General features: G+C 56.2%; 4 protein-coding genes. All 4 read right to left on the reverse strand.

Going from position 1 to position 6,457, the window contains the following annotated elements:
* Positions 1-332 precede the first annotated feature (332 nt).
* The 4 genes from LNV06_RS06930 to LNV06_RS06945 all read right to left on the reverse strand — a co-directional run bounded on the left by LNV06_RS06930 (position 333) and on the right by LNV06_RS06945 (position 6,216).
* The gene (locus LNV06_RS06930; protein ID WP_263537467.1) at positions 333-1,010 is read right to left on the reverse strand and encodes a hypothetical protein; all 678 of its coding nucleotides are present in this window, start codon (positions 1,008-1,010) and stop codon (positions 333-335) included.
* A gap of 3,547 nt (positions 1,011-4,557) precedes the next feature.
* The gene (locus LNV06_RS06935; protein WP_263537468.1) at positions 4,558-4,926 is read right to left on the reverse strand and encodes a hypothetical protein; all 369 of its coding nucleotides are present in this window, start codon (positions 4,924-4,926) and stop codon (positions 4,558-4,560) included.
* Between the two features lie 123 nt (positions 4,927-5,049).
* Positions 5,050-5,628 (reverse strand): DUF3885 domain-containing protein, encoded by a 579-nt coding sequence (locus LNV06_RS06940; protein ID WP_263537469.1) that lies wholly within the window; start codon positions 5,626-5,628, stop codon positions 5,050-5,052.
* Positions 5,629-5,706: 78 nt separating this feature from the next.
* A complete protein-coding gene (locus LNV06_RS06945; protein ID WP_263537470.1) occupies positions 5,707-6,216 on the reverse strand; it encodes a hypothetical protein in 510 nt (169 codons plus the stop codon).
* Between the last annotated feature and the right edge of the window lie 241 nt (positions 6,217-6,457).

Here is a 6,457-nt window from a genome sequence, read left to right on the forward strand (position 1 = left end):
CGGCCTCAGCCCACTCCGTTCACTCCCCCTGGCCGCCAAAGTTGCTACGGCTTGCGCAAGACCGATGCCGCGTCAATGACTGGTCTCATACCCAAAGGCGTCAGCGAGCCTGCGGTCGGCAGTCGCTGCAAAGTGCCCGGAGCGGAAACTCGCGTCAGAACATCACTAGGAAGTTGAGACCCGAAAGCTGACGTTGCCCGCCTGTGTTGCAGCGCCCGAATGCTGTCGTTCAACGTCCGAGCTGAGCGGCCGTAGTCAGCTGGCCGCGCGAAGCTGAAAATGTACAGGCAGCGTAGCGCGGCCAGCTGGCGGAGGTCCACTCGAGCGAATGGTTAGGCCTCTTCGTTCGCGGAAATGTTGAATACATCTCGAGCCCTCCCAATCAACTTATCGAACAACTTTGCATGGTCATCGAACGACGGACCATCAACTGGCCTAATGCATTCAACCGCAGCCCGAAGTAGGAAGATTGTGAAAACGGCAGTGAGTCTGAAGTTCGCGTCGAAGGTCGTCGCTCCAAAGTTGGGGCGCTTGTTGATGGAGCCATCGCGGTTTCGCACATGCCCCACGGAGTGGTCTGAAAAGCTACCGTGCGAGGAGTTTTCATTCAGGAAGTCACGGAGAAACTTGAATTTGCCATTGATTCGCATCGCGCGTGCGCCTGCGGTTGGAAGTTTGTTCTCGAGGGCGCGCCCCGCCTCGTCAGGAAACTTCTCAAGATAGTTCAAGAGCTCTATGTGTTCGACCAAGAGCCGAAGCAGCACACCGCTCTCTTGACCGTACCCATCGGCTATCAATCCGAAGGAGCAAACCGCGAAGTTTTTACCCTTGACAAGAGCGACACCACAGGCAGTTGCAAACGGACCCGCGGGTGAATGGCGTTCAAACGCACCCAAGCAACCATCGATCTGTTCGAAGGTTTGTGAAACCACTCTGAGGCGCGACGGATGCTGCGTTGACAGATGGGACAGCGCCAGTTCACGATTCGGCGAGAGGAAACTCTGGTGCATAGAAGATTCAGAGGCCTAACGTCCGAGCTGAGCGGCCGGAGCCAGCTGGCCGCGCGGAGCTAAAAACACACCAGCAGCGCAGCTCTGCCAGTTGGCGGAGGTCCACTCGAGCGCAGGGTTAGGGCGATTTCTCATGGCTCAGTGTAAATGTGCTTCTTTCGGCCAAGTTCATTGCAAGCCCCTAGGCTCACAGCGCGGCGGAGCGCCACCAGCGTTGGAACTCGAATCGGGTCCACTTTGACGTTCAGCTTGTTGTCTTTCTGGGAAGCCACGACTACATGCTGCTCCCAGCCCCCATTGGTTACCTTAGCTCTGTGCAACCAAACAGCAGCCTCTGATTGATCAGCTAAGCAACGCCCCCAAAAAAACCAGACTCGTTCGATCAGTTCCCGCGTCTCGTAATGATAAAAATCACCTGGAATCAAATGCCTTGGGTCTTGCTCTGATCCCTTCATTTCGCCATTTGATGGCGAATGTATGTATATGTTCGTGCCGGCGTCACACTCAGTACAGCCTCGGCCAGTGAATATCAGAAAGGGCTCTTTGCCAGGGTTGGCCAAGTACCCAATGAGGATTGGACTGAAGACGCCTGTGGAGAACGAGAGACCTTTGCCGTACCGAACCGCGCCGTAGCCGAGGTCCGACGTGGCTTGAACTTGGCCTACACCAAAACTAAGCGAGGACAGCAGCATCAGCCGAATCACGGACTTCACTTGAAGCGCCCTAACGTCCGAGCTGAGCGGCCGTAGTCAGCTGGCCGCGCGAAGCTGAAAATATACAGGCAGCGTAGCGCGGCCAGTTGGCGGAGGTCCACTCGAGCGAACGGTTAAGCATCGCTGTTGCTGGAAGCCAAGGGCGTTCCGTCCTCAAATGGATCAAGGCATTCCTTTGCTCGGACAATCAAAGTCTCGATAGCGTGCAAAGGGATTGCTTCTACAAACTGTGCAAAGAGAACTGTGTGGTCCGCATCGCATCGAAAGACTTCTGCGACGACTTGATCCTCACAGTCAAGCAACTCCACGCCAAGACCGTCGCGAACGACGTCCGACGCAACCTGCGTGCGCCATCCTTTCACGGACTTGGTCATAAATGCTTAACGTTCGAGCTGAGGGGCCGCAGCCAGCTGGCCGCGCGGAGCTGAAAATATACAGGCGGCATAGCGCCACCAGCTGGCGGAGGTCCACTCGAGCGACCAGTTAGGCGTCACTGCTTGCATGTCAGCGTGGGCTGCGGCCTGCCTAGGCCTGATAGCCTGCAAACGAGGTTACCGTATTTGAACTCGATAGCGCGCGGGTCGAGCCAGCGAACTAGTTTGAACTCGGATTTTGTGGCTTCCGGAAGCGCAATACCGTGTTCGCTGAGTTGCTCTATTGGCAACTCCTTCGCCCCAACAAGGCGAGTGCAACAGCCCTCGTCGCCATAAGTCAGTGTCTCTAGGCGAAGGACTGGCCTGTCATAGGCGACGCTCGCTCGCAAAACTACCAGCCGATGAAAGCGGCCGCGAACCTCTTGGCTTACGGGGCCGTAGGCATCTCCTTCCGACACGGACTCAATGAGCACATAGTCAGGGGCTTTCAGTGGAAGCTCTTTCAGCTTGAGGACACTCGTATCTTGGGCAAGCGCCCTTGCGATCACAAATAGCGATGCAGCAATACAGGCGAGTAGTCGGCCCAAGCCCATTTGGTGATGCCTAACGTTTGAGCTGAGCGGCCGGAACCGGCTGGCCGCGCGAAGCGAAAATGTTCTGGCGAGCGTAGCGCGGCCAGCCGGTGTAGGTCCACTCGAGCGAATGGTTAGGCCTCATTACTTTTAGCCTTTGCAGCGACTTGCTTGAGGACCGAAAAACTCATTCGCACATAGCCGAGTGCGAAGCAAATTGCAATTGCTGAGTACACCGTGTAGGTAACTAGGAGCGCAATTGGACCAAAAATTATTTCAAGATCGCCGCCCATAAACTGGACCAAGACCCACCAACCGAACAGAAGCACGACACTGAGGAAAACAGCCCAGCGCCCAGGGAGTTTTGTCTTAAGCGCTACCGCCATTGCGGCGCCCACAATGCATAGAAAGGCCAAGAAACCCAAAATGGAGCTTATCGCGCTTATTGTCGCGAGTTGATCCACCTCAGCGGGCGTAGGCGGCCTGAAGGCAAATACTTTGGACTGTGTTGAGCCACTTGTCATGTGAGGCCTAACGTGAAAGTGAGCGGACGCCGAAGGCGGACCGCTCCAATGACAGGTTATGCGTCACCGGTCGCATGTGAACTCAGTTCCGCAGTGGATGCAAATGAAGCGGCGGTGGCGATGCACATTCCACGCCACTCCTGCCCATCCATTTAATCTTGCCTGTGAAATCGAGTCAGGGTGAACCGGGGTGAATCCTTCAATCATTGGACGCTTTGCGCAAACCGGGCACTTGTGAATGAACGCGAGAAGTACATGCAGCGCTGAGAATCCAAGCGCGACATAAAGCGCCCACATGGCCCACTGAAGGGCTGCCGGTTTCAGCAATCCGACCAGCAGAACACCGCCGCCAGAAACCGCGAGCAGCGCCCAGGCCACCACGACGACTAAAGCGTCCCAGCGGATAAGTCTAGCGTGTGGGTAGTGACGCATAACGTTGAAGCTCAGCGGGCGGCGAAGCCGTCCGCTGCAGCGACCTGTTGTGCGGAGCCGTATTGAAAGCCCCACGGGTTGAATGCAAAAACTGTACATCGGAGCCACACCCATGTGGCGAACGCCCGAGGCGACAGGCTGGCCGCAAACTCAAAGACTCGTCGCGCACCATGGAAAGTGCACGCCCGACTTTGCCTGAACTGGCGAAATCTCTGCTGGCAAAGCCTGACACCAATGGAGTGACGACCGAACTGGCAAACCGCTGCGGAAATTGCTCCGCGTGATCGGGCCAAATGCGCAACCGGCCACGGCTCTTTGAAGAAGGATTAGCCTGCTGCACAACGTTTGAGCTGAGCGGCCGGAACCGGCTGGCCGCGCGAAGCGGAAATGTTCTGGCGAGCGTAGCGCGGCCAGCCGGTGTAGGTCCACTCGAGCGAATGGTTAGGCCTCATTACTTGTAGCCTTTGCAGCGACTTGCCTGAGGACCGAAAAACTCATTCGCACGTAGCCGAGTGCGAAGCAAATTGCAATTGCTGAGTACACCGAGTAGGTAACTAGGAGCGCAATTGGACCAAAAATCATCTCAAGATCGCCGCCCATGAACTGGACCAAGGCCCACCAACCGAACAGAAGCACGACACTGAGGAAAACAGACCTGCGCCCAGGGAGTTTTGTCTTAAGCGCTACCGCCATTGCGGCGCCCACAATGCATAGAAATGCCAAGAAACCCAAAATGGAGCTTATCGCGCTGATTGTCGCGAGTTGATCCACCTCAGCAGGCGTAGGCGGCCTGAAGGCAAATACTCCGGACTGTGATGAGCCACTTGTCATGTGAGGCCTAACGTTTGACATGAGGGGCAAACAGCGGCGGCACCGACCCCCGCGACGAGCACAAGCTTGAACCGCCGTTGTTTGTCCCCTCGATGGAATGGTTAGGGATCGACATGGACAAGCAGCTCTTCATAGTGATTGAGTACCTTGACCACGGCATCCTCAGCGCTGTAGCCGTCGGGACCCACTGCATCGTGATAGATGCGATACAAAGGTCCGTTTGGCCCGTCGTTCGTATTGATGTAGTAGTAATCCCCACTGCCCTCGGAGCACCAGGCAACTGGAACGTACCCGTCTTTAGCAACGCCGATGCCAGGCCAGAAGTCTGTTAGTTCGGTGGCAGATTGTGTCTCGTTGAGAAACCCCATATCTGCGCCCAGAGTAGACAAGTCAACGTCTTCGGAAAAGCTAGCGGATTTGCCCGCCAGGTGATTGGAATCGACGAACTGTAGCCAGTGAGTTGGTAGCATGTGCACTAGAGCCCTAACGTTGAAGCTGAGGGGCCGGAACCGGCTGGCCGCGCGAAGCGATGATGAACTGCTGAGCGTAGCGCGGCCAGCTGGTGGAGGTCCACTCGAGCGACTGGTTAGACGTCACAGCTTGTCCTGCCTATCCGACAACCAATTTGGAAACTTCTTCTCGAGCTGTACGGGTGTTGTTGAGAAGACAAAGATGTCCATTCCTCCATCGTACGGGCAATAGACGTTTTGGGAGCCTGGCGCTGCGAATGCGACCAAGGACTCTTGCTCGTTGGCAACTTCTCTGACGAGACGGTCAAAGAAGTCTGGCTTCCACGTTGTCACTAGTGCGCGTGTAACCAGAATGTCGTCGTCTTCCCTGGCTACCGCTCCCGTGTTGACTGGGAGCATCACAATGGATTGACGAAGTTGTCTTCCAGAAATTGAGCGCTTCTCCTTGAGCTTTCGACGGGTTGTCGAATACCGAGACTGGAAAGCGTACAGCGGCTCGCCAGGTGCGAACAACTCTGCCGCCACCTGAGTGTGGCGCGACACAATTTCTTCTACTTCACTCTTCGAGTCGGGATAGCGTTTGGACTCAGGCAGTGAGTGAAAGCGAGTCCAGTTTGACGGCAGGTAGCGCCTGAGGGCATGTCCAACAGGGGCAATGCTTCCGAAAGTGGATTCCCACCAAGCCAGTGGATCGGGCTGCATTTCGTGACGTCTAACGTTCAAAGTAACTGGCCTGCCGCATCTTCATGCGGCAGGTCCGGTTGACTGAAGGGTTGGGCGTCATGGCCGCACACCCTTGAGCGTGAAGGGAAGATGGTGAACCCAGCATTGCCCGTCTTGGTTTGAGACCATGACATGGCGTTTCAATGATGGAACACGCCACTCGGTGATCTCATTCGACGTTGATGTGGCGGCACCATATTCCTTTGTGAGCGTCGATACTGCCTCGGCGCAGGCTGCTCGCGGACGGAAGGCGATTGCGAGAACGTTTCGCGGGCTGCGCACAGCTACCGCCACCACGATAGTTGGCTCGGGAACACTTTGAGCGGCAACCTCCGAACAAGGCGCAATGAAACGCCCCTCGAAGCTCTCAGCGCGCACTGTGCGGTTCGGAGCCTCAAGGTTCTTGAACATTTTGAAGCCGACGCTACTCACGTTCAGTGCGCCGCGCACATTTTCAAATCGATGCCCGAGAGCGACCCCGCAAATCGGTGCTTCGGACGCAAGCGCAGAAGGCGGAAGGCACAACAGTACCAAAGCAAGTGTTGCGGATCGGAAGGGGAACATCATGACGCCCAACGTGTTGTAGGGAGACAGCCGTGTCCGTTTATCACGGCCTCCTGTCTCCCTAATACGGCACCCCCAACCTGCCTGCAGGGCGCGCCAAGTCTGGGTTTGCGTTGCATATATGTGTATTTATACAGCACTATCAAATCTGGCAAATGCGGCACCGGCAGTTTGCCAGTCCTAACTGGCTAAATCTTCGTGGTTTGCCCGACGGCTGACTGCGTGCTGCTGATTGGAGGCAAGC

Source organism: Paucibacter sp. Y2R2-4, assembly GCF_025717535.1.
Taxonomy (GTDB): domain Bacteria; phylum Pseudomonadota; class Gammaproteobacteria; order Burkholderiales; family Burkholderiaceae_C; genus Paucibacter_A.

Bases quoted from the DNA above. Each gene is read 5' to 3' on its own strand.
- LNV06_RS06935 (WP_263537468.1), bottom strand. From the start codon at position 4,926: ATGCTACCAACTCACTGGCTACAGTTCGTCGATTCCAATCACCTGGCG.
- LNV06_RS06940 (WP_263537469.1), bottom strand. From the start codon at position 5,628: ATGCAGCCCGATCCACTGGCTTGGTGGGAATCCACTTTCGGAAGCATT.
- LNV06_RS06945 (WP_263537470.1), bottom strand. From the start codon at position 6,216: ATGATGTTCCCCTTCCGATCCGCAACACTTGCTTTGGTACTGTTGTGC.
- LNV06_RS06930 (WP_263537467.1), bottom strand. From the start codon at position 1,010: ATGCACCAGAGTTTCCTCTCGCCGAATCGTGAACTGGCGCTGTCCCAT.